Annotated in this window: 22 protein-coding genes; 12 read left to right on the top strand and 10 right to left on the bottom strand. The window is 60.0% G+C overall.

Annotation, left to right across the window (positions count from 1 at the left end; genetic code table 11):
• Nucleotides 1-134: 134 nt before the first annotated feature.
• On the top strand, nucleotides 135-1,082 hold the full coding sequence (locus AB4O35_RS11220; RefSeq protein WP_065910562.1) for a LysR substrate-binding domain-containing protein: 948 nt from the start codon (nucleotides 135-137) through the stop codon (nucleotides 1,080-1,082).
• Nucleotides 1,083-1,294: 212 nt separating this feature from the next.
• Complete coding sequence (locus tag AB4O35_RS11225) at nucleotides 1,295-1,705, top strand: HPF/RaiA family ribosome-associated protein (protein WP_065871735.1); 411 nt, start codon at nucleotides 1,295-1,297, stop codon at nucleotides 1,703-1,705.
• A 61-nt stretch (nucleotides 1,706-1,766) separates the two neighbouring features.
• Here the strand turns inward: AB4O35_RS11225 and fecA are convergent, their stop codons facing one another.
• The 3 genes from fecA to AB4O35_RS11240 all read right to left on the bottom strand — a co-directional run bounded on the left by fecA (nucleotide 1,767) and on the right by AB4O35_RS11240 (nucleotide 5,621).
• Nucleotides 1,767-4,103, bottom strand: a complete 2,337-nt coding sequence (gene fecA / locus AB4O35_RS11230) for a TonB-dependent Fe(3+) dicitrate receptor FecA (protein ID WP_065871736.1) — start codon at nucleotides 4,101-4,103, stop codon at nucleotides 1,767-1,769.
• A gap of 91 nt (nucleotides 4,104-4,194) precedes the next feature.
• Complete coding sequence (locus AB4O35_RS11235) at nucleotides 4,195-5,136, bottom strand: FecR domain-containing protein (RefSeq protein ID WP_065879571.1); 942 nt, start codon at nucleotides 5,134-5,136, stop codon at nucleotides 4,195-4,197.
• A complete protein-coding gene (locus AB4O35_RS11240; RefSeq protein WP_065871738.1) occupies nucleotides 5,133-5,621 on the bottom strand; it encodes a sigma-70 family RNA polymerase sigma factor in 489 nt (162 codons plus the stop codon). The genes AB4O35_RS11235 and AB4O35_RS11240 overlap by 4 nt, the downstream gene beginning before the upstream one ends.
• Before the next feature lie 170 nt (nucleotides 5,622-5,791).
• On the opposite strand from AB4O35_RS11240, the gene AB4O35_RS11245 reads away from it, so the two are divergent.
• Genes AB4O35_RS11245 through AB4O35_RS11265 form a run of 5 tightly spaced genes read left to right on the top strand, consistent with a single transcriptional unit; the run spans nucleotide 5,792 to nucleotide 9,552 of the window.
• Nucleotides 5,792-6,094 (top strand): DUF3649 domain-containing protein, encoded by a 303-nt coding sequence (locus AB4O35_RS11245; RefSeq protein WP_025858985.1) that lies wholly within the window; start codon nucleotides 5,792-5,794, stop codon nucleotides 6,092-6,094.
• Nucleotides 6,091-7,665 carry a PepSY-associated TM helix domain-containing protein gene (locus AB4O35_RS11250; RefSeq protein ID WP_065879570.1) on the top strand — a complete coding sequence of 525 codons (1,575 nt, stop codon included), beginning with the start codon at nucleotides 6,091-6,093 and terminating at the stop codon, nucleotides 7,663-7,665. The genes AB4O35_RS11245 and AB4O35_RS11250 overlap by 4 nt, the downstream gene beginning before the upstream one ends.
• Complete coding sequence (locus AB4O35_RS11255) at nucleotides 7,666-7,992, top strand: DUF3325 domain-containing protein (RefSeq protein WP_065945335.1); 327 nt, start codon at nucleotides 7,666-7,668, stop codon at nucleotides 7,990-7,992. It abuts the gene before it with no gap.
• Nucleotides 7,993-7,999: 7 nt separating this feature from the next.
• The gene (locus AB4O35_RS11260) at nucleotides 8,000-8,578 is read left to right on the top strand and encodes an RNA polymerase sigma factor (protein WP_049713413.1); all 579 of its coding nucleotides are present in this window, start codon (nucleotides 8,000-8,002) and stop codon (nucleotides 8,576-8,578) included.
• On the top strand, nucleotides 8,575-9,552 hold the full coding sequence (locus tag AB4O35_RS11265) for a FecR family protein (protein WP_065871741.1): 978 nt from the start codon (nucleotides 8,575-8,577) through the stop codon (nucleotides 9,550-9,552). The genes AB4O35_RS11260 and AB4O35_RS11265 overlap by 4 nt, the downstream gene beginning before the upstream one ends.
• Here the strand turns inward: AB4O35_RS11265 and AB4O35_RS11270 are convergent, their stop codons facing one another.
• Complete coding sequence (locus AB4O35_RS11270) at nucleotides 9,553-9,903, bottom strand: glutaredoxin family protein (RefSeq protein WP_065871742.1); 351 nt, start codon at nucleotides 9,901-9,903, stop codon at nucleotides 9,553-9,555. It lies immediately after the preceding gene.
• A complete protein-coding gene (gene yejK, locus AB4O35_RS11275; RefSeq protein ID WP_049709838.1) occupies nucleotides 9,903-10,907 on the bottom strand; it encodes a nucleoid-associated protein YejK in 1,005 nt (334 codons plus the stop codon). Before yejK ends, AB4O35_RS11270 begins: the two co-directional genes overlap by 1 nt.
• 397 nt (nucleotides 10,908-11,304) lie before the next feature.
• On the opposite strand from yejK, the gene AB4O35_RS11280 reads away from it, so the two are divergent.
• Nucleotides 11,305-11,586, top strand: a complete 282-nt coding sequence (locus AB4O35_RS11280; protein WP_003212743.1) for an HU family DNA-binding protein — start codon at nucleotides 11,305-11,307, stop codon at nucleotides 11,584-11,586.
• Between the two features lie 195 nt (nucleotides 11,587-11,781).
• Here AB4O35_RS11280 and rlmF read toward each other — a convergent pair whose 3' ends face one another.
• The 5 genes from rlmF to AB4O35_RS11305 all read right to left on the bottom strand — a co-directional run bounded on the left by rlmF (nucleotide 11,782) and on the right by AB4O35_RS11305 (nucleotide 18,560).
• A complete protein-coding gene (rlmF, locus tag AB4O35_RS11285; RefSeq protein WP_065871743.1) occupies nucleotides 11,782-12,801 on the bottom strand; it encodes a 23S rRNA (adenine(1618)-N(6))-methyltransferase RlmF in 1,020 nt (339 codons plus the stop codon).
• 202 nt (nucleotides 12,802-13,003) lie between these two features.
• Nucleotides 13,004-15,850 carry a valine--tRNA ligase gene (locus AB4O35_RS11290; RefSeq protein WP_065871744.1) on the bottom strand — a complete coding sequence of 949 codons (2,847 nt, stop codon included), beginning with the start codon at nucleotides 15,848-15,850 and terminating at the stop codon, nucleotides 13,004-13,006.
• Between the two features lie 212 nt (nucleotides 15,851-16,062).
• Nucleotides 16,063-16,440: a DNA polymerase III subunit chi gene (locus AB4O35_RS11295; protein ID WP_065871745.1), complete on the bottom strand. Its 378-nt coding sequence runs from the start codon at nucleotides 16,438-16,440 to the stop codon at nucleotides 16,063-16,065.
• Between the two features lie 7 nt (nucleotides 16,441-16,447).
• A complete protein-coding gene (locus AB4O35_RS11300) occupies nucleotides 16,448-16,876 on the bottom strand; it encodes a DNA polymerase III subunit chi (RefSeq protein ID WP_065871746.1) in 429 nt (142 codons plus the stop codon).
• A 193-nt stretch (nucleotides 16,877-17,069) separates the two neighbouring features.
• A complete protein-coding gene (locus AB4O35_RS11305) occupies nucleotides 17,070-18,560 on the bottom strand; it encodes a leucyl aminopeptidase (RefSeq protein ID WP_065879565.1) in 1,491 nt (496 codons plus the stop codon).
• 284 nt (nucleotides 18,561-18,844) lie between these two features.
• On the opposite strand from AB4O35_RS11305, the gene lptF reads away from it, so the two are divergent.
• The 4 genes from lptF to lepB all read left to right on the top strand — a co-directional run bounded on the left by lptF (nucleotide 18,845) and on the right by lepB (nucleotide 23,846).
• Nucleotides 18,845-19,966 carry an LPS export ABC transporter permease LptF gene (lptF, locus tag AB4O35_RS11310; protein ID WP_065871748.1) on the top strand — a complete coding sequence of 374 codons (1,122 nt, stop codon included), beginning with the start codon at nucleotides 18,845-18,847 and terminating at the stop codon, nucleotides 19,964-19,966.
• The gene (gene lptG / locus AB4O35_RS11315; RefSeq protein ID WP_065871749.1) at nucleotides 19,959-21,038 is read left to right on the top strand and encodes an LPS export ABC transporter permease LptG; all 1,080 of its coding nucleotides are present in this window, start codon (nucleotides 19,959-19,961) and stop codon (nucleotides 21,036-21,038) included. The genes lptF and lptG overlap by 8 nt, the downstream gene beginning before the upstream one ends.
• Before the next feature lie 151 nt (nucleotides 21,039-21,189).
• On the top strand, nucleotides 21,190-22,989 hold the full coding sequence (gene lepA / locus AB4O35_RS11320) for a translation elongation factor 4 (protein WP_003210439.1): 1,800 nt from the start codon (nucleotides 21,190-21,192) through the stop codon (nucleotides 22,987-22,989).
• Nucleotides 22,990-22,994: 5 nt separating this feature from the next.
• Nucleotides 22,995-23,846, top strand: coding sequence for a signal peptidase I (lepB, locus tag AB4O35_RS11325; RefSeq protein WP_049709829.1), 852 nt, complete (start codon nucleotides 22,995-22,997; stop codon nucleotides 23,844-23,846).

Raw genomic sequence — 23,846 nt, forward strand, 5'->3', positions numbered from 1 at the left:
AAAGCCTTACAAGCAATGGAGTGGAAATCGCTGCCATCTTTTGTAGGACGAGCGGAATTAGCGCGATACTGAGGCTCTGGATCGGCACTGACCAACGAATTATCCTAAGACACCCTTTAGCTGGACTAAACGCTATGACCCGACCCCTCCATGGTCAGACTTATGTGTGGCTGCACGTTTTTTCCTGTGCGGCGCGGCATTTGTCGTTCACCCGCTGCGCCGAAGAACTGCACATCACGCCGGGGGCGGTGAGCCAGCAAATCCGTCAGTTGGAGGAGCGATTAGGTTTCCGCTTGTTTCATCGACGCGCACGTGGCGTAGAGCTGAGTGCCGAGGGGCAGCGGTTGGCAGCAACGGTGGGTGAAGCCTACGGCAGCATCGATGCTGAATTGCAGCGCTTGGACGTGGGGATGATCAGCGGCACCCTGCGCCTGCGCTCGATCCCGTCGTTTCTCGGCAAATGGCTGACCCCACGTTTACCGCGCTTGCAGCAGCGTTTTCCGGATATCCAACTGCGCATGGTCGCCGAAGACAGCAGCATTGCCCTGCATGAGGGCGACTTCGACCTGGCCATCGACTTGAATGACGGCAGCTACCCCGGCCTGTTATCCACAGCCCTGCTGGACGAACAGATCTTCCCGGTCTGCGCACCCAGCCTGTTGCGTGGTCGCCCACCGTTGCATGGCCCGGCTGATTTGGTGCATTTCCCGCTGCTGCACGACATCACTGCGTGGCGTGGGAGTTATGAGTACGCGGAGTGGGAGTTCTACCTGAATGCCATCGGCTATCACGTTGCCGATGTGCGTCGTGGCCACACCTTCAACCGCAACCACCTGACCATCGAAGCCGCCATCGCCGGCATGGGCGTGGCCATTGCGCGGCGCACTTTGCTTAACGATGAGCTGGAGCGCGGTACTTTGATCGTGCCGTTCGGCTTGGCCGTGCCTAACCACAAACGCTACGTATTGTTGTATGCGCCAGGCGCGCTGAACCATCCGGGCGTGCGGGCGGTCCATGATTGGCTGGTGGAAGAAGCGATGATTTTTCGCGGATTGCACCCCCTGGGAGAGGGGCAGTTGTAGGAAATTGGGCGAGTGAGAAGATGTACCCAACTCCCGACGATAACAGCGTGTTTGATCGTTGTCAGACTTAATTTGTAATGTGTGATTTATCTTTGCAAAGGGGTTGAATTGTTTCGCGGTCTGCCCAATTGTGTAATCAAGAGGTCATGGTTTTACCTGCCTGGTAAAGCAGTCGTGATCTCTCGCGAGCTAGCTGAAATAAGGGAAAAACTATGCAAATCCAAGTCAATAGCGATAACCATATTGAAAGCAGCATCCGACTGGAGGAGTGGGTACGTACTACCATTGAAAGCACGCTCGAACGTTATGAAGAAGACCTGACCCGCGTTGAGGTCTACCTGAAAGATGAGAACGGCGATAAGCCCGGTCCCCACGATTTAAGTTGCCGCCTGGAAGCACGGCCAAAAGGCCATCAGCCAGTGTCGGTCCTGCACAAGGCCGATACCCTGGAACAGGCGATCGACGGTGCAGCCACCAAGCTGGACCATGCGTTGGAACATTTGTTTGGCAAGCTGCAAGGCAAGCCACGCGCTGCCGGTAAAAACCTGCCGGCCAATAAAGTGAACGATGACGCGCTTGAAGAGGAATTCCTGGAAAACGAAAATGCTGCACTTAACAGCTGACAGTTTTTTCACACCCCACTAAAAACGGGCCTGCATTTGCAGGCCCGTTTTCGTTTCAGGCTTAAAACGCGATGGAGGTTTGCACGTAGACCGTGCGCGGCTCGCCTATGTATTTGCCCTTGTTGTTATCGTCGAACGAGCGGGTGAAGTACTGCGTGTTGAAGATGTTTTTCACCCCGACTGCCACGTTCAAGTCCGACAGCTGCGGGCCGAAGTCATATGCCGCGCGGCTGCTGAATAACATGTAGCCCGGGATGCGTCCGTTTGCGCCGTCAGCAGTTTCCTTTTGGGTATTGGCGTTGTCGGCGAACTGGCTGCTCTGGTAGCTGCTGTCCAGGTTGAGCTTCCAGCGACCTTCGGTGTAACCCACGCCCAGAGTGCCCTTGTGCTTGGAGGAGAAAGGCACGCGGTTACCTTTGTTCGGGCCGTCTTCGCGAATGGTGGCGTCGACGTAGGCGTAGGTGGCATAGACATCAAAGCCGGCCAGTGCCGGGCTCAAACCGTCGAGCGCATAGTTGACGCTGGTCTCGATACCCTGATGGCGCGTTTCGCCACGGGCAATCACCGAGTCGTTGGTCTGGTTGCTTTCGTACTGGTTGTCGAAGTTGATCAGAAACGCACCGATTTCCGCACGTAAGGTGCCGTCGTCGTAGCGGGTGCCCAGTTCCCAGGTGCGGGCTTTTTCCGGTTTCACTTCGCCGCTGGTCACGCGGTTGGGCATCTGGCTGTACTGCACGCTGCCGAACGAGCCTTCGGTGTTGGCGTAAAGGTTCCAGCTGTCGGTAAGGTGGTAGAGCACGTTCAGCGCCGGCAGCGCGGTGTTGTAGTCGCCCTTGTATTTGACGTTGGTGAGGTTGTTGGTCTGCTGGGACTCGATCATCTCGTAGCGAATGCCCGGGGTGATGGTCCACTTGCCGATATCAATCCGGTCATCGACGAAGAAGGCGTTGGCTTCGGTGCCGCCACGGGTGTCGCGGTCGTTGCGGCTGTCGGTGCTGGGGATTTGCTGGTTGGCGGCGATCGGCGTGCGGTAACGCAGTTCGTGGCCGGCTTCGTTGATGTAGCGGTAACCGACGCCGACTTCATGGCTGGTCGGACCCAGGTCAAAACCTTGGGCGAAGCGGGTCTCGATGCCACGTACCCAATATTCACGCGGGGACAGCGAAAGGAACGTGCCCTGGTCCAGGTAGCCGCTGCGCAGGGTCTTGGTGAAGAAGCTGTTCACGGTAAATTCGCGACGGTCCTGCTCATAGCGATAGCCGATGTTGAACATCGTACGGCGGCCCCAGAATTTGTCGTAGGGGCGGGTGGACTGGTACGGGTCGGCCTTGTAGTTCGCGACGTTCAAGCCCCCAGGCATGTCGGCCTGGCCTTCGTAGTACTGCGCCATGGCGTTGAAACTGTTGGCGTCGTCGAGTTGGTATTTGCCCTTGAGAATCAGGTCGTCGATTTGCGTGTCGCTGTGTTCGCGCCAGTCGCCGCCACGGGTACCGGAGTACAAAATCGCCCCGCCCAGGCCATTGTCGGCGGTGCCGCCGGCGAGCAGGTTGCCGGTGGTCTTGAATCCGTCATGGCTGGAGGACGGGCTGGTTTCGGTCTGCAAGCCGCCTTTGACAGTGGGCGCATCCGGAATTGCGCGGGTCACGAAGTTGACCACACCGCCGACGTTTTGCGGGCCGTAGCGCACGGCGCCGCCGCCGCGGACGACGTCCACCGCGTCCATGTTGCCCATGCTGATCGGTGCAAACGAAAGCTGTGGCTGGCCGTAAGGCGCGAAAGGCACCGGGATGCCGTCCATCAGCACCGTGGAGCGTGATGCCAGGCGCGGGTTGAGGCCGCGAATACCGAAGTTCAGCGCCATGTCATGGCTGCCGGTGCCGTTATTTTCCGGCGCGTTGACGCCAGGGATGCGGTTGAGCACGTCTTTGGCCTGGGTCGCGCCCTGGCGTTCGAATTCTTCACGGCGGATCACATCACGGGCGCCGGGGTGTTCGAAGACGTTGGTTTGCGCGGCGTCGCCGAGCCAGTCGCCGACCACGCTGGAGGTGCCCAACTCAATGCTGGCTGGGGCAGTGGCCGGTTGCAGGCTGTAGGCATTGTCGCCTTCGGCGCGGGCTTGCAGGCCGGTGCCTTCCAGCAGTTTTTGCAGGCCTTCAGCCGCGCTGTAGTTGCCCGTCAAGCCACGGCTCTGCCTGCCCGCCGTCACTTCGGAACCAAAGGAGATCAATACGCCGGCTTCGCGGCCAAATTGATTCAGTGCGGCTTCCAACGAAGTCGGCGCGATGTGAAAAGGCTTGGCGTCGGCGGCCATCACCTGAGGCAGTACGGTAAGACTCAGGCTGGCGCCGAGTAGGAGTTGGCGCAGTGAGCGGGCGAGAAGCGTCGGTTGCTGGGGCATGACGGGCGGTCCTGAGAAGGAAGGATCTAGGTGGCTTTCCTTCTCTGTCACGCGAGGTGTGGAAAACGGCTCATCGTTTTTAAGAAAAAGTTCAGGCGCGGGCCTGGACGGTCACCCAGTAGCGGGTAAACCGCCGGATTTTGACCGGCAGGCTCACTTCCAGCAGGTCGAGAATGCGTTCGCTGTTGTCCAGTGGATAGCTGCCGGAGATCAGCAGATTGGCCACCTGTGGGTCGCAATTAACCTGGCCACGCCGATAACGGCCGAGTTCGCCGAGGAAGTCTTCCAGGCGCATGTGAGCCGCGACCAGCATGCCGTCGGCCCAGGCGCCGCTGTTGGCGTCGGTAGGGCGCGGGGTGTCCCAGCCTTTGCGCGTGAAATTGACCTGATGCGAAGCCTGGACTGTCAGCGGCAGGCCGCTATAGGTATTGGGCATGACGTCGACGCGCCCCTCAAACACCGACAGTTGAGTGTGATCGTTGAACTGGCGCACGTTCAAACGCGCCGCCTGGCTGCTGAGCAGGCCCTGGCCGGTCAGCACCTGCAGCGGCGTATTGCCTGCGGCGCTGGTCAACAGGATCTCGCCTTCGAGCAAGCGGATCAGGCGTTGCTGGCCGTCGAAATGCACATCCACCGCACTGCCGGTATTGAGCTGCAATTGGCTGCCATCCGCCAGTTGTACCTTACGGCGCTGGCCGACGGGGCTACGATAGTCGGCGCTCAGCGGCGGCACTATATGTTGCTGGCGCAGGCTCCAGGCGGCGGCTGAACCTGCGCCGAGTATCAGCAGCAGCTTCAGGGCCTGGCGTCGGCTGGTGGAGGTGGGGGCGTTCAGTGCCGCGTGGGCCAGCGGCGACGGCATGCCGCGCAGGCGCTGGTTGACGCGCTGCATGTGGTCCCACGCGCGCTGGTGTTCGCTGTGGGCGTTCAACCATTGTTGCCAGGCGGCTTGCTGGCGCGGATTGAGGGCGCCTTGCTGCATTTCCATCAACCAATGCACGGCTTGTTCGGCGACTTGCGTGGAAAAATTCATAGCGCGAAGTAGCAGCGCATCGCCGCTTTGCTCAAGTGGCGCTTAACAGTGGCGATGGAAATGCCCAACTCAGCGCCGATTTGCGCGTAAGTCAGGCCATCGAGTTGGGCCAACAGGAAGGCACGCTTGACCTGCGTGGGCAGGCCGTCGAGCAGTTGGTCCAGCTCGATTAGGGTTTGCAGGATGATTGCGCGTTCTTCTTCCGACGGTGCCACGTGTTCGGGCATTTGCGCCAAGGCATCGAGATAGGCGCGTTCCAGGTCCTGGCGACGGTAGAAGTTGAACAGCACGCGCTTGGCGACAGTGGTGAGGAACGCGCGGGGTTCGATCAGCGTTGGTGTTTCCCGCCCGGTGAGCACGCGGATGAACGTGTCCTGAGCCAGGTCGGCGGCACTTTCCGGGCAGCCGAGTTTGCGTCGCAACCAGCCGGTGAGCCAGTGGTGATGGTCGTTGTACAAAACTTCGACGGTATTGGACGGGCTCAACGGGAACGCTCCGCAAGCATCGGCATGCTTTAGAGAACAAGAATTGTTCGCATTGTAGGGCGCATGAAGGGCTTCGGCAATCCATCTGCACAGGTGATTCATCTGTTCTCTTTTGCTTATGAGAATATTTATCATTAATATCGCGTGCTGATGAACCTGGCGCCTTCCGCATGAAAAGCAAAACCTCGCTGCCTGTCTCCTACCGTCTCGCCGTGACCTCGCGCGTACTGGCTGCTGTGGTGGGCGGTTACCTGATGGCTTCACTGGCCAGCATCTGCCTCGCGCTGTGGATGCCCACGTCACGTGCCGACGCTGTGATCACCGGGATGATGAGTTCATTCGTGTTCTATTTGCTGGCCGTGCTCTGGTGTTTCGCCTGCCGCAGCGCCGCACGCGCCTGGTTCGGCGTGATGCTGCCGAGCGCAGCATTTGCCACGCTGGCGGGCGTGGGCTTTTGGATGGCGCGCACATGAAAGAGGGCTTTCGCCAGGCCATGGCCTGGTTGCACACGTGGGCTGGATTGATCTTCGGCTGGCTGTTGTTTGCGATTTTTCTGACAGGCACGTTGGCGTATTTCAAAGACGAAATCAGCCACTGGATGCAGCCCGAAGTGCAGGCTCGTCCTCTGGACGATGCACGTAGCCTGAACGTCGCTCAAACCTATCTGCAGCATGTCGCGCCGACCGCTGCCCGCTGGTTTATCACCCTGCCGGACAGCCGCGACCCCGGTCTGTCGGTAATGTGGCAGGACAAAGTCGACCCCGGCAAGCGTGGCAACTTCATCCAGAAAACCCTCGACCCGGTCACCGGCCAGGCGGTGCAGGCCCGTGAAAGCATGGGTGGCGAGTTCTTCTATCGCTTTCACTTCCAACTGCAAATGCCGCATCCCTGGGGCCGCTGGCTGTCGACCATTGCCGCGATGGTGATGTTTGTTGCACTGATCACCGGGATCATCACCCACAAGAAAATCTTCAAGGACTTCTTCACTTTCCGCCCCCGCAAAGGCCAGCGTTCCTGGCTCGACGGGCACAACGCGGTGGGTGTATTGGTGCTGCCATTTCACCTGATGATCACCTACAGCAGCCTGGTGATTTTCATGAGCCTGGTAATGCCGGCACCGATCCTGGCCTCGTACGGCAACGACACCCGCGCCTTCTTCAGTGAGGTGTTCCCGGCAACAAACAATGCACCGGCGCTTGGGCAACCCGGGCAGTTGAAGCCGCTGGTGCCGATGTACGAACAGGCGCGTGAGCATTGGGCGGGTGGACATGTCGGGCGTGTGGCGGTGAATAACCCCAGTGATGTGAACGCTTCGGTCAATGTGTTTCGCGCCGGCTCTGACAGCGTGGTGCATGATTTCGGCAGCACGGTGTCCTTTAACGGCACCACGGGCGAGCTGTTGCGGGTCAGTGGTGAGCAGTCACTGCCGGCCGTGATCGGCGGCAGTTTTTATGGCCTGCACATGGGCCATTTCGCCGGCCCGGTGCTGCGCTGGTTGTACTTTATCTGTGGTCTGGCGGGCACGGTGATGATTGGCACCGGGCTGGTGATCTGGCTTGGCAAACGCCAGCTCAAGCACGCAAAAAGCGCGGTGATGCCGTTTGAATTGCGCCTGGTGGAAGTGCTGAACATCGCCAGCATGTCCGGGCTGATGATCGCCATCGCGGCGTTTTTCTGGGCCAACCGTTTGTTGCCGGTGAGCTTCGCCGAGCGTTCCGACTGGGAAGTGCAAACCTTCTTTATCGCCTGGGGCCTGAGCCTGTTGCACGCCATGCTGCGCCGCGGTCGCCAGGGGTGGATCGAACAATTGAGCCTTGGCGCGCTGCTGTTTATCGCCATTCCACTGCTCAATGCGCTCACGACCTCCCATCACCTGGGCGTTTCCCTGGCAACGGGCGACTGGGCCATGGCCGGCTTCGACTTGACTTGCCTGGCCAGCGGTGTGTTCCTCGCCTGGGCCGCCTGGAAAATGCAGCAGCGTACGGTGCCTGCCTCCAAGCCTGAACGCGCACGCCGGTTGACGCTCAAGCAGGAGGCGAACTGAATGCTGCTCGCACTGCTGATGTGCTACGCGGGGTTCACCGCATTGTGCTTGTCTACCGACCGACATCACGGCGAACTGCTGCACAGCACGCCATCGCCACGTCGTCGGCTGGGCCTGCGTGTGGCTGGTTGGGTGCTGCTGACGGTGTCGATCTGGCCCGCCGTGAATATCGCGGGTTGGGGCCAGGGCCTGGTGGAGTGGTGCGCGGTGTTAATGCTCAGTGCGCTGTTGCTGGTGCTGTTGTTGCCGTATCGGCCAAGGCTGGCCTTGATCCTGGCGGGCGTCGGCCTGCTCGCCAGCCCTGTTGCGGCCTTTGCCACTCTTTGAGTTCAGCCTGATGATCAGCACGCCACCCGAATCCCAGGACAGCCCGCACGCTGACGCGGCAGGTGGACGTGCGCATTTCCTGCAGGTGTTTTTGTCCCAGCGTTCGCAGATGGAGGCCTTGGTGAGCCGTCGCGTGGGATGTCGCGCCACGGCGGCCGACCTGGTGCAGGACCTGTTCCTGCGCTTCTGGCGTCGGCCATTGGTGCAGGTCGAAGAACTCAGCACCTACCTGTTGCGCTGCGCCGGCAATATTGCCATCGACCACCTGCGCAGCGAAGGCGCGCGGGTGCGCAGCAGCGAAGGCTGGCTGCCCGAGCAGCAGGACAATCAGGGTTGCGAACCGCAGGCAGCGCTGGAAGCCGGCAACGATTTGCGCCACGTCGAAGCCGCCTTGCGCAGCTTGCCCGAACGCACGCGGCAGATTTTCCTGCTTAACCGCATTCACGGCCGCAAATACGCGGAGATCGCCAAGGCCATGGGCCTGTCCCAAAGTGCCGTGGAAAAACATATGATGCGTGCCCTCGAAGCCTGCAAAGCCAGCCTTCGCGAACCATCGCCCCCACGCACGCCAGGGAAAGCTCCGTGAACGTCACCCCCACGCCCGCGCAGGAGCAGGCCGCACTGGCTTGGCTGAGCCTGTTGCATGACCAACCCAGCAGCGGCGACCAGGCCACGTTCAGCCACTGGCTGCGCGCCGATCCCGCGCACGTCGAGGCCTACGCACAGGCTCAGGTGCTGTGGGAGTTGAGCGAAGTGCCGGCACGCAAATTGGCGGATGAAGAGGCCATGGCCTTGCAGGGCTATCTCAATGCGATGAACACCTCGAAGCGCTCACGGGTTGTGCGCTGGTCTGGCGCGTTGGCGATGGCCGCCTGTCTGGTGTTGATGGTGTCGATGGGCGCCGGTTGGCAGCCGTCGCGCTGGGTCGATGACTTCGGCGCCGACTACGTGACAGCGCCGGGGGAGGTCAGAACCGTCACGCTGGCCGACAAGTCCCAAGTCACCCTCGATGCCGACAGTGCCATTGCGGTGGATTTCAGCCAGGGTGAGCGGCATATCCAGTTGCGTCGCGGCGCCGGTTTTTTCAGCGTAACTCACACCGGGCAATCCTTTGTGGTGGAGGCGGGCAGCGGCGAAGCGCGGGTGTTGGGTACGCAGTTTGAAGTGCGCCTGCAACCGGAGGGGGCTCAGGTAACCGTGTTGTCCGGGCGCGTTGGCGTCATACCGTCGAGGCAGGGCCAGCAGCAAATTCTTACGGCAGGCCAGCAAGTGACCTACGTCGACGGTGTCGCCGACCCTCTGCATGCGGTCGACAGCGAATCACGCCTGGCTTGGCGTGACGGCTGGCTCAACTACTACAAGGCGCCGCTGGCCGATGTGATCAATGACTTGGGGCGCTACTATCCGGGCCGCATTCTGTTGCTCAACGAAGAGATGGGCGCCAAGCGGGTCAGCGGCAGCTTCCCGAGCAAAGACCCGCAGGCGGTGTTGAATGCGTTGCAGGCTGTGCTTGGCTTTGAGCAGCACACGGTATTGGGCCGGATGATCGTGGTGCGCTGATTACTTCAGCGCAGCCATGATCTTCTCGGGGCTGTAATCGCGGATCAGTGTGCCGTTTACATCCACGAAGGGAATCCCACCGCCCCCCAACGCCTCATACGCCTTGCGCGCCTGGGCGTCTTTTTCGATATCAAACGCCTGGTACGGAATGCCCTTCTGGTCCAGGAACCGGCGGATCTGCTTGCAGTAACCACACCACTCGGTGGAATAGAGCACCACACGCGCCGAGGCGCGGGTCTGCTCTGGTACCACCTGCGATGGGTTGAACACCCGCTCGATCTTGCCCCAGTTCTGAATCACCACCACGACCAGCAACACCAGCAGGACTTTCTTGAAAACCCCGCCGAGCATCAGTTGCGGCGCTTGAGCTGGTCGGTCAGTTGGGTCGGCAAGCCCTTGATGATCAAGGTACCGGCGGCTTCGTCGTATTCAATCTTGTCGCCCAGCAAGTGCGCTTCAAAGCTGATCGACAAGCCTTCGGCACGGCCGGTGAAGCGACGGAACTGGTTGAGCGTGCGTTTGTCAGCCGGTATCTCTGGCGACAGGCCGTAGTCCTTGTTGCGGATATGGTCGTAGAACGCTTTTGGCCGATCTTCATCGATCAGCCCCGAGAGTTCTTCCAGGCCCATCGGCTCGCCGAGCTTGGCCTGGCTGCTGGCGTAATCCACCAGGGTCTTGGTTTTTTCGCGAGCGGATTCGTCCGGCAGGTCCTCGCTTTCGACGAAGTCGCTGAAGGCCTTGAGCAGCGTGCGGGTCTCGCCCGGGCCGTCGACGCCTTCCTGGCAGCCGATAAAGTCGCGGAAGTACTCCGAGACTTTCTTGCCGTTCTTGCCTTTGATAAAGGAGATGTATTGCTTGGACTGCTTGTTGTTCTGCCACTCGGAGACGTTGATGCGTGCCGCCAGGTGCAGTTGGCCGAGGTCCAGGTGACGAGAAGGGGTCACGTCCAGCTCATCATTCACCGCCACGCCTTCGCTGTGGTGCAGCAGGGCGATGGCCAGGTAGTCGGTCATGCCTTGTTGGTAGTGGGCAAACAGCACGTGACCGCCGACGGAGAGGTTGGACTCTTCCATCAGCTTCTGCAGGTGCTCGACGGCAGTGCGGCTGAACGTGGTGAAATCCTGGCCACCGTCGAAATATTCCTTCAACCAGCCGCTGAACGGGTGCGCGCCGGACTCGGCATGGAAGAAGCCCCAGGCCTTGCCTTGTTTGGCGTTATAGCTCTCGTTAAGGTCGGCAAGCATGTTCTCGATGGCAGCGGATTCGGACAACTCCGAGTCACGCGCGTGAAGAACTGCAGGTGTGCCGTCGGGTTTTTTGTCGATCAGGTGGACGATGCAATGACGGATCGGCATAGGCTTCTCGGCTGGTTGAAGGGGAGCGGTGCGCCCTCCCCAAAAAGTTGCCCAGTGTACCGCACCCATTGGGCAAGACGCGCTTCGAAGGCGGTTTTGGGCACCCTCCGACGGTCCATATGCCTTTTTTTCACGGTTTAGAGCGATAAAGCTGACCAAATGGGTAGGTAGAGGCGGATATTTCCCCGTCTCTGTGCTAGTTTTGCCCCGTCTTACGCCAAGTCTCGGCGATAAGCGTGCATTCAGCATCTGTCAGGTCGAACCAATCCCCGTTTCAAGCATCTATAACCCCGATCTCCGTGGTTATAGCCGGGGGTGCCAGGCCATGACGGTCGGGCTCGACGGCTGACACTGCACTCTGCAATCCATATGAATTTGATAGGGAAGGAACACCACAATGGCTATTACTAAAGACCAACTGATCGCTGACCTGGCTGAAGCAGTAGACGCACCGAAGACCACCGTGCGCGCTCTGCTGGACCAACTGAGCCAGATCGTTGCTGATCAGCTGGAAAACGGCGGCGAAATCACTCTGCCAGGCGTTGGCAAACTGAAAGTGACCGAGCGTCCTGCCCGTACTGGCCGTAACCCTTCGACTGGCGCTGCCATCGAAATCGCTGCCAAGAAAGTTATCAAGCTGGTTGTGGCCAAAGGCCTGACCGACGCTGTTAACAAGTAAGACGCAGCAAAAAAACCGTGCTCCGGAGCGATCCGGGCACGGTTTTTTGTTGCCTGCGATTTACTGTGGTTGCGGGGTTGCTGTGGCGAGGGAGCTTGCTCCCGCTGGGCTGCGCAGCGGCCCCAAAAGTCTGGGAGCGCTTCGCACTGGAGCGCCAGCCCGGTCCCGCGGGAGCAAGCTCCCTCGCCAAATGGATCAGTCGCGCACCCAGCGCTGGCGCCAGATCTGCTGTTCGTTCTTGGTCTGGAAGGTCCAGGCCACAAAGCGGCTTTGCTTCTGCCCCTGGGACATTTCCACCACTTGGCTTTCCAGCACGCCGGCTTTTTTCAGCGCAGTCTCGATGGCGGGCAAGTTCGACGCTTTTGACACCAGAGTGCTGAACCACAACACCTTGTGGGCAAAGTGCGCGCTCTCGGCGATCAACTGGGTCACGAAGCGTACTTCACCGCCTTCACACCACAACTCGGCCGATTGGCCGCCGAAGTTCAGCACCGGCAACTTGCGTTTCGGGTCAGCCTTGCCCAAGGCTCGCCACTTGCGTTCGCTGCCCTTGGTGGCTTCGTCCATGGACGCGTGGAATGGCGGGTTGCACATGGTCAGGTCAAAGCGCTCACCCGGTTCCAGCAAGCCCAGCAGGATCTGCTTAGGGTTAGCCTGCAGGCGCAACTGGATGACCTTGCTCAAGTCATTGGACTGCACGATGGCCTTGGCTGCGGCCACGGCAGTAGGGTCGACCTCCGAGCCCAGGAAGTTCCAGCGGTACTCCATGTAGCCAATCAACGGGTAGACGCAATTGGCGCCCATGCCGATGTCCAGCACCTTGACGATTGAACCGCGCGGGATCTTGCCGTCGTTGACGCTGGCCAGCAGGTCGGCGAGGAAGTGTACGTAGTCCGCACGTCCCGGCACCGGTGGGCACAGGTAATCCGCCGGGATGTCCCAGTGCTGGATACCATAAAAAGCTTTCAGCAGCGCCCGGTTGAACACCCGCACCGCATCCGGGCTGGCGAAGTCGATGCTTTCCTTGCCGTAGGGGTTGAGGATCACGAACTGCGCCAGTTCCGGCGTGGTTTTGATCAACGCCGGGAAGTCGTAACGGCCCGTGTGACGGTTGCGCGGGTGCAGGGTGGCCTCTTTGCGCGGCACGACGGGCTTGGCCGTGGCTGCGGTTTTAGGCTTCTTGCGCGGAGGTTTTGGCGTGCTGGGGGTGGTCATGATGATTCTGGTGTTGGCTCAAAGTGGTGGGCATTGTCACACATTCTTGAGGTGATCTCGGTCAAATGTGGGAGCTGGCTTGCCTGCGATGGCATCAACGCTGTCGTGCAGGTACACCGAGTTGTCTGCATCGCAGGCAAGCCAGCTCCCACAAAAGGCAAAAAAAGAGACCCGAAGGTCTCTTTTTCACGCGGTTTACACCTTACAAGCTGGAAATCCGCGCATGTTGCTCCGCCAGCTTACCCAAGGCCTGTTCAGCCTCGGCCAGCTTGGCGCGTTCTTTTTCGATCACTTCAGCCGGCGCCTTGTCGACGAACGCCGCGTTGGACAGCTTGCCGCCCACCCGCTGCACTTCGCCTTGCAGGCGCAGGATTTCTTTGTCGAGGCGGGCCAGTTCAGCGCCCTTGTCGATCAGGCCAGCCATCGGCACCAGCACTTCCATGTCGCCGACCAGAGCGGTGGCGGACAGCGGTGCTTCTTCGCCCGCCGCCAATACAGTGATCGACTCCAGCTTCGCCAGCTTCTTGAGCAGTGCATCGTTCTCAGTAAGACGACGCTGATCCTCAGCGCTGGCGTTCTTCACAAACACTGCCAGTGGCTTGCCCGGCCCGATGTTCATCTCGGCGCGGATGTTACGTGTGCCCATCATCAGCGTCTTGAGCCATTCGATATCGCTTTCGGCCGCCTCATCGATACGCGCTTCGTTGGCCACCGGCCAAGGCTGCAGCATGATGGTCTTGCCTTCGATACCGGCCAGCGGCGCGAGGCGCTGCCAGATTTCTTCGGTGATGAACGGCATGAACGGGTGCGCCAGGCGCAACGCGACTTCCAGCACACGCACCAGGGTGCGGCGGGTGCCGCGCTGGCGTTCGACCGGTGCGTTCTCGTCCCACAGCACGGGTTTGGACAGTTCCAAGTACCAGTCGCAATACTGGTTCCAGATGAACTCGTACAAGGCCTGTGCGGCCAGGTCGAAGCGGAACTGGTCGAGCTGGCGGGTCACTTCGGCTTCGGTGCGTTGCAGTTGCGAGATGATCCAGCGGTCAGCCAGGGACAGTTCGACTTCTTCGCCGTTCTGGCCGCAGTCTTCGCCCTTATCCAGCACGTAGCGCGCCGCGTTCCAGATCTTGTTGCAGAAGTTGCGATAGCCTTCGACGCGGCCCATGTCGAACTTGATGTCGCGACCGGTGGACGCCAGCGAGCAGAAGGTGAAGCGCAGGGCGTCGGTGCCGTAGCTGGCGATGCCGTCGGCGAACTCGTCGCGGGTCTGCTTCTCGATCTTCTTCGCCAGTTTTGGCTGCATCAGGCCCGAGGTGCGTTTCTGCACCAGGGTTTCCAGGTCGATGCCGTCGATGATGTCCAGCGGGTCCAGGACGTTGCCCTTGGACTTGGACATCTTCTGGCCCTGGCCATCACGCACCAGGCCGTGCACGTACACGGTTTTGAACGGTACTTGCGGCGTGCCGTCTTCGTTTTTCACCAAATGCATGGTCAGCATGATCATCCGGGCAACCCAGAAGAAAATGATGTCGAAACCGGTGACCAGCACGTCGGTGGAGTGGAATTTCTTCAGGAATTCGGTCTGCTGCGGCCAGCCCAGGGTAGAGAACGTCCACAGGCCCGAGCTGAACCAGGTGTCCAGTACGTCGTTGTCTTGTTGCAGCGCAACGTCCGGGCCGAGGTTGTGCTTGGCACGCACTTCGGCTTCGTCGCGACCTACGTAGACCTTGCCTGATTCGTCGTACCAGGCCGGAATGCGATGGCCCCACCACAGCTGACGGCTGATGCACCAATCCTGGATGTCACGCATCCACGAGAAGTACATGTTTTCGTACTGTTTCGGCACGAACTGGATGCGGCCATCTTCCACTGCGGCAATCGCAGGCTCGGCCAGCGGCTTGGTGGACACGTACCACTGGTCGGTCAGCCACGGTTCGATCACGGTACCGGAACGGTCGCCCTTCGGCACTTTCAGGCCGTGGTCGTCAACGCTCACCAGCAAACCGGCGGCGTCGAAGGCGGCAACGATCTGCTTGCGCGCTTCGAAGCGGTCGAGGCCGGCGTATTCGGCCGGGATCTTGCCGTCGATGCTCTCGTTCAACGTGCCGTCCAGGTTGAACACCTGGCAGGCAGGCAGTACGGCGGCATTCTTGTCGAAGATGTTCAGCAGCGGCAGGTTGTGCCGCTTGCCGACTTCGTAGTCGTTGAAGTCGTGGGCTGGAGTGATTTTCACGCAGCCGGTGCCGAATTCAGGGTCGCAGTAGTCGTCCGCGATGATCGGGATGCGACGGCCAACCAAAGGCAGCTCGACGAACTTGCCGATCAGCGCCTGGTAGCGTTCATCGTTCGGGTTAACCGCTACGGCGGCGTCGCCGAGCATGGTTTCCGGACGGGTGGTGGCGACGATCAGGTAGTCATTGCCTTCAGCGGTCTTGGCGCCGTCGGCCAGTGGGTACTTGAGGTTCCACAGGAAGCCTTTCTCGTCGTGGTTTTCCACTTCGAGGTCGGAAATCGCCGTGTGCAACTTGGTGTCCCAGTTGACCAGGCGCTTGCCGCGGTAGATCAGGCCGTCTTCATGCAGGCGCACGAAGGCTTCTTTCACGGATTCCGATAGGCCATCGTCCATGGTGAAGCGCTCGCGGCTCCAGTCGACGGACGAGCCCAAGCGGCGGATCTGACGGCTGATGTTGCCGCCGGACTGGTCTTTCCATTCCCAGATTTTTTCCAGGAATTTCTCGCGACCCAGGTCGTGACGGTTCTGGCCGGTGGCTTCGAGTTGGCGTTCCACCAGCATCTGCGTGGCGATACCGGCGTGGTCGGTGCCTGGCTGCCACAGGGTGTTGCGGCCCTGCATGCGGCGGAAACGGATCAACGCGTCCATGATCGCATTGTTGAAGCCATGGCCCATGTGCAGGCTGCCAGTGACGTTCGGTGGCGGAATCATGATGGTGTACGAGTCGCCCGCACCTTGTGGGGCGAAATAGTTCTCGGACTCCCAGGTGTTGTACCAGGAAGTTTCGATAGCGTGGGGCTGGTAGGTCTTATCCATGCGCGGCGGGACCCTAGTTGGCATTAATTCAGGAAAGCCGGCAAGTATAACGGGGGAGGGCGTGGAGGGCGAGTTGAAGACGGACTAAAGGCCTATGCAAAACCAATGTGGGAGCTGGCTTGCCTGCGATAGCGGTATGCCAGCCACTGAAGATGTTGACTGAGACACTGCGATCGCAGGCAAGCCAGCTCCCACAAGGATCTGGACAGCTATTAAGACTGGTACTGGTTAAGCAACCTTTCCATCCGCGCATCCAACCGACGCTTGATCTCGGTCTCGATATGCGGTGCGAAATCGTCGATCACGTCTTGCATGATCAATTGCGCAGCGGCGCGCAGCTCGTTATCCAGGTGCAGCAGTAGGGCGTCCGGGCCTTTTTCAGCGGGGGCGGGTTCTGCTGCTGCAGTGACTGCCACCGGGGCTGCGGGCTTATTACCGACCATGTCGAATAACAGTGGAATCTGTACCTCGCTCTCCACCGTCTCGGTCAGCAGCGGCGGCTGCAAGTCATCATCACCCAGCAACTGGCGGATCGACTCGAGGTCGTCCAGCAGGTGGTCGTCTTTTTTTACAGAATTGGGAGTGTCCATCGTGTGCTCAAAGTCGTTGTAGCCGGTGATCTTGCAGAGGATAGCCCTGTTCGCGGTAGAAACGGAAACTCTCCCGCGCGGCCTGACGAATAGCCGGATCTTCCACCACCACCTCGGCCACGCGGGCAAATGCCTTGGCAAAGGGGGGGACTTTCAGGTCAAGGTTGACCAGCAGGTCCTGGTGATCGCCGCAGTTGTCGCCCAGGCCTAATACCACCTGGCCTTCGGGTTCGGATTCTGCGGCGCCGTGGGGCACGAAGCTTTCGCCCTTGAAGCGCCACAGGCGGGCATCCAGCTCGTCGCGCTGGGCGGCATCGCTGCAATGCAGGTAGATGCGGTGGCCCATGCGCCAGGCCTTTTCGGTGAGTTTGCAGGCAAAGTCCAGGCGCGCGAGTGGGTCGGCGCTGGGCAATATATAGAAGTCGACTTGGGTCATTGGGGTCCTTATAGCCGCGCCGCAATTAAATCGATCACCCTTCGCCGCAAAGGAGTCTGAGCTTGGCGTAGCAGCTGTCGAGCGCAAGCGAGGCTGCGTTGCGGTGTGTCAGATACTCCGCCAACGCAGCCTCGCTTGCGCTCGGCAGCTGCTACGGCCGGGGTGACGCAATGGCGACCCCGGCGTTTTAGCGTCAGGCCTTGGCGCGATCCAGCAGGTATTGGGTCAGCAACGGAACCGGACGGCCAGTGGCGCCCTTGTCCTTGCCGCCGCTGGTCCATGCCGTGCCGGCGATGTCCAGGTGGGCCCAGTTGAAGTTTTTGGCAAAGCGCGACAGGAAGCAGGCAGCCGTGATGGTGCCGGCTTTCGGACCACCAATGTTGGCGATGTCGGCGAACGGGCTGTCCAGCTGTTCCTGGTACTCATCGAACAGCGGCAGTTGCCAGGCGCGGTCGTCGGCAGCCTTGCCGGCGCTGAGCAATTGCTCGATCAGTTCGTCGTTGTTGCCCAGCAGGCCCGAGGTATGGGAACCCAGGGCGACGATGCAGGCGCCGGTCAGGGTGGCGATGTCGATCACGGCCTGCGGCTTGAAGCGCTCGGCGTAGGTCAGGGCGTCGCACAGCACCAGGCGGCCTTCGGCGTCGGTGTTGAGGATTTCGACGGTCTGGCCGCTCATGGTGGTCACGATATCGCCCGGGCGCGCCGCGCCGCCGCTTGGCATGTTCTCGGCGCAGGCCAGGATGCACACCAGGTTGATCGGCAGTTTGAGTTCCAGCACGGCACGCAGGGTGCCGAACACGCTCGCGGCGCCGCCCATGTCGTACTTCATCTCGTCCATGCCCAGGCCCGGCTTGAGGCTGATGCCGCCGGTGTCGAAGGTGATGCCTTTGCCGACCAGGGCGTAAGGCTTCTCGGACTTCTTGCCGCCGTTGTATTGCATCACGATCAGGCGTGGCGGCTGGTCGCTGCCCTGGCCTACGGCATAGAACGAGCCCATGCCCAGTTCCTTGATCTTTTTCTCGTCCAGCACTTCAACTTTCAGGCCCTTGAACTCTTTGCCCAGTGACTTGGCTTGTTCGCCCAGGAAGGTCGGGTGGCAGATGTTCGGCGGCAGGTTACCCAGGTCGCGAGTGAACGACATGCCATTGGCGATTGCTGTCGCGTGGGTGACGGCGCGCTCGACTTCAGCCTGGGCCGCCTTGATGGTCAGCAGGGTGATTTTCTTCAGGGCACGCGGTTCGGCTTTCTGGCTCTTGAACTGGTCGAAGAAGTAACCACCATCCACCAACGTTTCAGCCAGCAGGCGGGTCTTGCCGTAGCTGTCACGGCCTTTTACGACGATTTCATCGAGTGCCAGCGCTGCATCGCTGCCGCCCAGGCCCTTGAGGGTGGTGAGGATGGCGCTGATGATCTTGCGGAAAGGGCGGTCGCCGAGTTCGGCGTCCTTGCCCACGCCCACCAGCAATACACGCTCGGCTTTAAGGTTGGGCAGGCTCTGCAGCAGCAGGCTCTGGCCGACTTTGCCGGCCAGGTCGCCGCGCTTGAGCACTGCGCTGATAGCGCCGCCGCTGAGTTCGTCGAGTTGCTTGGCGGCAACGCCGAGTTTGCGGCCTTCGCCAATGGCGACCACGAGGGTGGCGGTTTTCAACGTTTCGGGGCTAACGCTTTTTACAACCAATTCCATTTTCGGGTCCCTTATAAAGGTCTATTAGCCAGGAGTCTGTACTCCGGCTTTAATACCCGGCAGCTGTGTAAACCGCCGGCGACAAAGGCCGCAGTTTGAACCTCGCCGGCGGAGCCTGACAACCCTTGCCACCAGCTTTGTGCACGTGCATGAGGTTGCGCAGTGACAGGCGCGGTCAATCACAGGATAATGCGCCATCTTTTTAGCCGGCCCTGTGTAACGGGGCTGACTCGGTATGCTTGCTTGTTTGGCCGCCTTAGCCTGACAACCCTGGAGTGTCTGGTTTGATCGTCTTCCGTTATCTGTCCCGCGAAGTCCTGTTGACCCTGAGTGCCGTGAGTGCGGTATTGCTGGTCATCATCATGAGTGGTCGTGTCGTTAAGTACCTGGCCCAGGCTGCCTCCGGCGCCCTCGATCCGGGAGCCCTGCTGTTGATCATGGGCTTTCGCATTCCCGGGTTCCTGCAACTGATCCTGCCGCTGGGCCTGTTCCTGGGCATCCTGTTGGCTTACGGCCGCCTGTACCTCGAAAGCGAAATGACCGTGCTATCTGCCACGGGCATGAGCCAGCAGCGCCTGCTGGGCATGACCATGATCCCGGCCACCGGCGTCGCGTTGCTCGTGGCTTGGTTGAGCCTGAGCCTGGCTCCCCAGGGCGCCATGCAATTCCAGTTGGTGCTTAATAAGCAGGACGCCATGACCGAGTTCGACACCCTCGAGCCGGGCCGCTTCCAGGCGCCCAACAGTGACGGTACGCGGGTGACCTATACCGAAACCCTGTCCGATGACCGTGCCAACCTGGGTGGGGTATTCATCTCCGAAAAGCGTCTGGACGATGATAATAAAGACCGTAGCATTTCCGTATTGGTGGCCGACTCGGGCCGCCAGGAAGTGCGGCCCGACGGCAGCCGCTACCTGATCCTGGAGAACGGTTACCGTTACGACGGCAACCCCGGCGAAGCCAATTACCGGGCCATCAAGTACGATACCTATGGCGTGTTGCTGGAGCGACCAGACATCAGCGGTGAAGTCACCGACCGTGACGCTATCCCTACGCGAGACCTGATCGGCAGCAAGGAGCTGCGCTCGATTGCCGAGCTGCAGTGGCGCATTTCCCTGCCGCTGCTGGTGTTTATCGTGACCTTGATGGCCGTGCCGCTGTCTCGCGTCAACCCGCGCCAGGGTCGGTTCCTCAAGTTGCTGCCGGCCATCCTGCTGTACATGGCGTACCTGACCATCCTCATTATCGCCCGTGGCTCCATGGAAAAGGGCAAGCTGTCGCCGACCCTGGGCCTGTGGTGGATTCACGGCATCTTTTTGCTGATTGGCCTCGGGCTGCTGTATTGGGAGCCTATTCGTTTGAACATGTTGAGCCGTCGTGGCCAGAAGGAGTTGGCTCGTGGTTAAGCTCGATCGTTACATTGGCAGCAGCGTACTTATTGCCATCCTGGCGGTATTGGGCATCATCCTTGGCCTGGCCTCGTTGTTCGCCTTTATCGATGAAGTCGGTAACGCCACCGCGAGCTACACGGTCTGGGACGTGTTGAGCTACGTCGCACTCACCGCGCCGCGTCGTGTGTACGAGATGATGCCGATGGCCGCACTGATCGGCTGCCTGATCGGCCTGGGCACCCTGGCCAGCAACAGTGAATTGACCATCATGCGTGCCGCCGGTGTCTCGATTGGACGCATCGTCTGGGCTGTCATGAAACCCATGCTGCTGCTGATGCTGTGCAGCGTCCTGGTCGGCGAATACATTGCGCCACCGGCTGAAACCACTGCCCAGGCCAACCGTGCTCTGGCACAGGGGGCGGGCAATGCGCAGAGTTCCAAGCGTGGCCTGTGGCACCGTCAGGGCGACGAGTTCATCCATATCAACGCGGTGCAACCGGGCGGCCTGTTGATTGGTGTCACTCGCTACACCTTTGACAAGGAACGCCACCTGCTGTCGTCGAGTTTCGCCAAACGTGCGCAGTACGGTGCCGATCAATGGCAACTGACCGACATCACCACGACTTACTTCCGCAATGTCGGTCAAGGCATCAAGGCCAGCACTGAAGTGATCAAAGTGCCGACCGAACAGTGGGATATTGCGCTTAAGCCCGAACTGCTCAATACCGTCGTGATGATCCCCGAAAGCTTGCCGATCTCCGGGCTTTGGAGCTATATCCATTACTTGAAGGACCAGGGCCTGAATAATGGCCGTTACTGGCTGGCATTCTGGGTCAAGGTATTGCAACCGGTGGTGACCGCTGCGCTGGTGTTGATGGCAATCTCGTTCATCTTCGGCCCGCTGCGCTCCGTGACCCTGGGTCAGCGCGTGTTTACCGGTGTGCTGGTGGGCTTTGCGTTCCGCCTTGCCCAAGACCTGCTCGGCCCTTCTAGCCTGCTGTTCGGCTTCTCGCCGCTGTTTGCGGTGCTGGTGCCCACGGCCATCTGCGCCTTGGCTGGCTTCTGGCTATTGCGTCGAGCCGGTTGATACCACGCTTATGAACAAAAAATGCCCCGGTCGAGAGTTCGGGGCATTTTTGTTCTGGTCAGCAAAGATGACGCCTGGCCTGAGCATCAGGTACAATTCCCGGCTATTTTTCAGCGGGCAATCTGCCTGCAGCCTTTTTGAGTGTTGATCCGTGAGTGATTTGAGTCATATCCGCAATTTCTCCATCATCGCCCACATTGACCATGGTAAGTCGACGCTGGCCGATCGATTCATCCAGATGTGCGGCGGCCTTGCCGAGCGTGAAATGGAAGCCCAGGTGCTGGATTCCATGGACCTCGAACGCGAGCGCGGGATCACCATCAAGGCCCACAGCGTCACCCTGTACTACACCGCCAAAGACGGTATCAAGTACCAGCTGAACTTCATTGACACCCCGGGCCACGTCGACTTCACCTATGAAGTCAGCCGTTCCCTGGCGGCCTGCGAAGGCGCATTGCTGGTGGTGGACGCGGGTCAGGGTGTTGAAGCCCAGTCCGTAGCCAACTGCTACACCGCCATCGAGCAAGGCCTGGAAGTGATGCCGGTGCTGAACAAGATCGACTTGCCACAAGCCGATCCGGACCGCGTCAAAGAAGAAATCGAAAAAATCATTGGCATTGACGCCACCGACGCCGTCGAGTGCAGCGCCAAGACCGGCCTGGGCGTCGACGAAGTGCTTGAGCGCCTGGTCAAGACCATTCCCGCCCCCACCGGCAACTACGAAGATCCGCTGCAAGCGTTGATCATCGACTCCTGGTTCGACAACTACCTGGGCGTTGTTTCCCTGGTACGCGTACGCCATGGCCGTGTGAAAAAGGGCGACAAGATCCTGGTCAAGTCCACCGGCAAGATCCACCTAGTGGACAGCGTCGGTGTGTTCAACCCCAAGCACACGGCTACCACTGATCTGAAAGCCGGTGAAGTAGGCTTCATCATTGCCGGTATCAAGGACATCCACGGTGCGCCGGTCGGTGACACCCTGACCTTGAGCTCCACCCCTGACGTCGACGTGCTGCCGGGTTTCAAACGCATCCAGCCGCAGGTCTACGCCGGCCTGTTCCCGGTCAGCTCCGACGACTTCGAAGACTTCCGCGAAGCCCTGCAAAAGCTGACCCTCAACGACTCGTCGTTGCAGTACACCCCGGAAAGCTCCGACGCCCTGGGCTTCGGCTTCCGCTGCGGCTTCCTCGGCATGCTGCACATGGAGATCATCCAGGAGCGCCTTGAGCGCGAATACGACCTGGACCTGATCACCACCGCGCCAACGGTTATTTTTGAGCTGGCGTTGAAAACCGGTGAAACGATTTACGTCGATAACCCGTCGAAGCTTCCAGACCTGTCTTCCATCGAAGACATGCGCGAACCGATCGTGCGCGCCAATATTCTTGTGCCGCAGGAACACCTGGGCAACGTCATTACCCTGTGTATCGAAAAACGTGGCGTACAGCACGACATGCTGTTCCTCGGTACCCAGGTGCAAGTGACCTATGATTTGCCGATGAACGAAGTGGTGCTGGACTTCTTCGACCGTCTCAAATCCACCAGTCGCGGCTATGCTTCGCTGGATTACCATTTCGACCGTTACCAGTCGGCTAATCTGGTGAAGCTGGATGTGTTGATCAACGGCGACAAGGTCGATGCCCTGGCACTGATCGTGCACAAGGACAATGCGCACTATAAAGGTCGCCAGTTGACCGAGAAGATGAAAGAACTGATTCCGCGCCAGATGTTCGACGTCGCGATCCAGGCCGCCATCGGCGGGCAGATCATTGCACGGACCTCCGTCAAGGCACTCAGAAAGAACGTACTGGCCAAATGCTACGGCGGTGACGTAAGCCGTAAGCGCAAGCTGCTTGAGAAGCAAAAGGCCGGTAAAAAACGCATGAAGCAAGTGGGCAACGTGGAAATTCCACAAGAAGCCTTCCTTGCGGTGCTCAGGTTGGATAGTTAGGTCCTATGTCACTAAATTTCCCGCTGTTGCTGGTCATCGCCGTTGCCGTTTGTGGCCTCCTGGCGTTGCTTGATCTGGTGTTCTTCGCCCCGCGTCGGCGGGCGGCTATCGCTTCGTATCAGGGCAGCGTCAGCCAGCCCGATGCCGTGGTGGTCGAGAAGCTCAACAAAGAGCCTTTGCTGGTTGAATACGGCAAGTCGTTCTTCCCGGTATTGTTCATCGTGCTGGTGCTGCGTTCGTTCCTGGTGGAGCCGTTTCAGATTCCTTCGGGGTCGATGAAACCAACCCTGGACGTGGGCGACTTCATTCTGGTGAACAAGTTTGCCTACGGGATTCGCCTGCCGGTGATCGACAAGAAGGTCATCGAAATTGGTGACCCGCAGCGCGGCGATGTGATGGTGTTCCGTTTCCCGAGCGACCCGAACGTCAACTACATCAAGCGCGTGATCGGCCTGCCGGGCGATGTGATTCGCTACACGGGCGACAAGCGTCTGTTGATCAACGGTGAGTCGGTGGCCGAGAAGCTGCTCGGCTCCGAGCCAAGTTCCCTGGGCAGCGCCGAGCTGTACCAGGAAAAACTCGGCGCGGTAGAGCATGAGATCCGCAAGGAAATGTCGCGCTACCGCCAGCCTGACGGTGAGTGGAAAGTGCCTGCCGGGCACTACTTCATGATGGGCGACAACCGTGACAACTCCAATGACAGCCGCTATTGGAATGATCCCGCTATTCCCAAGGACTTGCTGGGCATGGTCCCCGACGAAAATATCGTCGGCAAGGCCTTCGCGGTCTGGATGAGTTGGCCGGAGTCCAAACTCAGCCACCTGCCGAACTTCTCGCGGGTCGGGCTGATCAAGTAA

Source organism: Pseudomonas sp. H1_A03, assembly GCF_054685145.1.

Bases quoted from the DNA above. Each gene is read 5' to 3' on its own strand.
- AB4O35_RS11250 (WP_065879570.1), top strand. From the start codon at position 6,091: ATGAAAGAGGGCTTTCGCCAGGCCATGGCCTGGTTGCACACGTGGGCT.
- yejK (WP_049709838.1), bottom strand. From the start codon at position 10,907: ATGCCGATCCGTCATTGCATCGTCCACCTGATCGACAAAAAACCCGAC.
- lepB (WP_049709829.1), top strand. From the start codon at position 22,995: ATGTCACTAAATTTCCCGCTGTTGCTGGTCATCGCCGTTGCCGTTTGT.
- AB4O35_RS11245 (WP_025858985.1), top strand. From the start codon at position 5,792: ATGAAAAGCAAAACCTCGCTGCCTGTCTCCTACCGTCTCGCCGTGACC.
- AB4O35_RS11235 (WP_065879571.1), bottom strand. From the start codon at position 5,136: ATGAATTTTTCCACGCAAGTCGCCGAACAAGCCGTGCATTGGTTGATG.
- AB4O35_RS11295 (WP_065871745.1), bottom strand. From the start codon at position 16,440: ATGGACACTCCCAATTCTGTAAAAAAAGACGACCACCTGCTGGACGAC.
- AB4O35_RS11280 (WP_003212743.1), top strand. From the start codon at position 11,305: ATGGCTATTACTAAAGACCAACTGATCGCTGACCTGGCTGAAGCAGTA.
- AB4O35_RS11225 (WP_065871735.1), top strand. From the start codon at position 1,295: ATGCAAATCCAAGTCAATAGCGATAACCATATTGAAAGCAGCATCCGA.
- AB4O35_RS11255 (WP_065945335.1), top strand. From the start codon at position 7,666: ATGCTGCTCGCACTGCTGATGTGCTACGCGGGGTTCACCGCATTGTGC.
- AB4O35_RS11220 (WP_065910562.1), top strand. From the start codon at position 135: ATGACCCGACCCCTCCATGGTCAGACTTATGTGTGGCTGCACGTTTTT.
- AB4O35_RS11300 (WP_065871746.1), bottom strand. From the start codon at position 16,876: ATGACCCAAGTCGACTTCTATATATTGCCCAGCGCCGACCCACTCGCG.
- fecA (WP_065871736.1), bottom strand. From the start codon at position 4,103: ATGCCCCAGCAACCGACGCTTCTCGCCCGCTCACTGCGCCAACTCCTA.
- AB4O35_RS11270 (WP_065871742.1), bottom strand. From the start codon at position 9,903: ATGCTCGGCGGGGTTTTCAAGAAAGTCCTGCTGGTGTTGCTGGTCGTG.
- AB4O35_RS11305 (WP_065879565.1), bottom strand. From the start codon at position 18,560: ATGGAATTGGTTGTAAAAAGCGTTAGCCCCGAAACGTTGAAAACCGCC.
- AB4O35_RS11290 (WP_065871744.1), bottom strand. From the start codon at position 15,850: ATGGATAAGACCTACCAGCCCCACGCTATCGAAACTTCCTGGTACAAC.
- rlmF (WP_065871743.1), bottom strand. From the start codon at position 12,801: ATGACCACCCCCAGCACGCCAAAACCTCCGCGCAAGAAGCCTAAAACC.